This window comes from Sphingomonas sp. EC-HK361, assembly GCF_902498785.1.
Taxonomy (GTDB): domain Bacteria; phylum Pseudomonadota; class Alphaproteobacteria; order Sphingomonadales; family Sphingomonadaceae; genus Sphingomonas.
In genome coordinates this window covers 1-1,471 of the sequence record NZ_LR701489.1, presented here as the reverse complement: position 1 = coordinate 1,471, position 1,471 = coordinate 1, and the positions used below count along the sequence as shown (strand labels likewise).

The 1,471-nt window shown below is 62.5% G+C and carries 1 protein-coding gene; it reads left to right on the top strand.

Translation table 11 applies throughout. The features are described from left to right. Positions 1 to 33: 33 nt before the first annotated feature. Positions 34 to 1,397, top strand: a protein-coding gene (locus BOS5A_RS00070) for an IS3 family transposase (protein WP_151953196.1) whose coding sequence is annotated in 2 segments (ribosomal slippage) — positions 34 to 381 and positions 384 to 1,397 — 1,362 coding nt in all. Because the reading frame shifts where the segments join, the coding sequence is not laid out codon by codon here. Positions 1,398 to 1,471 lie beyond the last annotated feature (74 nt).

Sequence of the window (1,471 nt, the reverse complement as noted above, 5' to 3'; positions counted from 1 at the left end):
TTTGGGCTTCGTCGTAGTGACGAAGGAACGAAGATGAAGCCCAAATCCTCCAATGCAAAATCGCTGGTGAAGGCCTCTGCCGAGCGGGTGGTGAAGGATATCCGGCGGCAGACCCGCCGCCATTTCTCGGCCGAGGACAAGATCCGCATCGTGCTGGATGGTCTGCGCGGGGAAGACAGCATCGCCGAGCTGTGCCGCAAGGAGGGCATCGCCCAGAGCCTGTATTACACCTGGTCGAAGGAGTTCATGGAAGCGGGCAAGCGCCGGCTGGCGGGCGACACCGCCCGTGCCGCGACCACCGGCGAGGTCCAGGATCTGCGCCGCGAAACCCGCGCGCTGAAGGAATGCGTGGCCGATCTGACGCTGGAAAACCGCTTGCTGAAAAAAAGCATGATGGCGGATGGGGACGACGACGCATGAGGTATCCCGCATCCGAGAAGCTCGAGATCATCAGGATCGTCGAGCAGTCGCACCTTCCGGCGAAGCGGACCCTCGACCAGTTGGGCATCGCACGGCGAACCCTTTACCGATGGTATGACCGCTATCGCGAGGGCGGGCCGGAGGCGCTGGAGGATCGGCCATCGGCGCCGAGCAGGGTGTGGAACCGGATCCCGGCCGAGATTCACGACCAGATCGTCGAGCTGGCGCTGGAAGCGACCGATCTCAGCCCCCGCGAGTTGGCGGTGCGGTTCACCGACGAGCAGCGCTACTTCGTGTCGGAATCGACGGTCTACCGGCTGCTCAAGGCCCATGACCTGATCACCAGCCCAGCCTACGTCGTGATCAAGGCGGCCGATGCATTCCACACCAAGACCACGCGGCCGAATGAGATGTGGCAGACCGACTTCACCTACTTCAAGATCATCGGGTGGGGCTGGATGTATCTGTCGACCGTGCTCGATGACTTCTCGCGCTACATCATCGCCTGGAAACTGTGCACCAATATGCGCGCCGAGGACGTCACCGACACGCTGGACCTCGCCCTGGCGGCTTCCGGCTGCGACAGCGCCACGGTGCTGCACAAGCCCAGGCTGCTCAGCGATAACGGCCCGAGTTACATCGCCGGCGAGCTGGCCGAATATATCGAGGCCAACAAGATGAGCCATGTGCGCGGTGCCCCTTGCCATCCGCAGACCCAGGGCAAGATCGAGCGCTGGCACCAGACGCTCAAGAACCGCATCCTGCTCGAAAACTACTTCCTGCCTGGCGACCTCGAGGCCCAGATCGAGGCCTTCGTCGAGCACTACAACCACCAGCGCTACCACGAGAGCCTGGCCAACGTGACGCCTGCCGACGCCTACTTCGGAAGGGCGCCGTCCATCATCAAACAGCGCGAAAGGATCAAGCGACAAACCATCGAACATCGACGCTTGCAGCACCGCAAGCGCGCCGCCTAACATCAACCCCCAGACGAGGCCCGCACTCCACTAATTTACGCCGCGAGATGCGCCAAATGATCTGACGACGGACA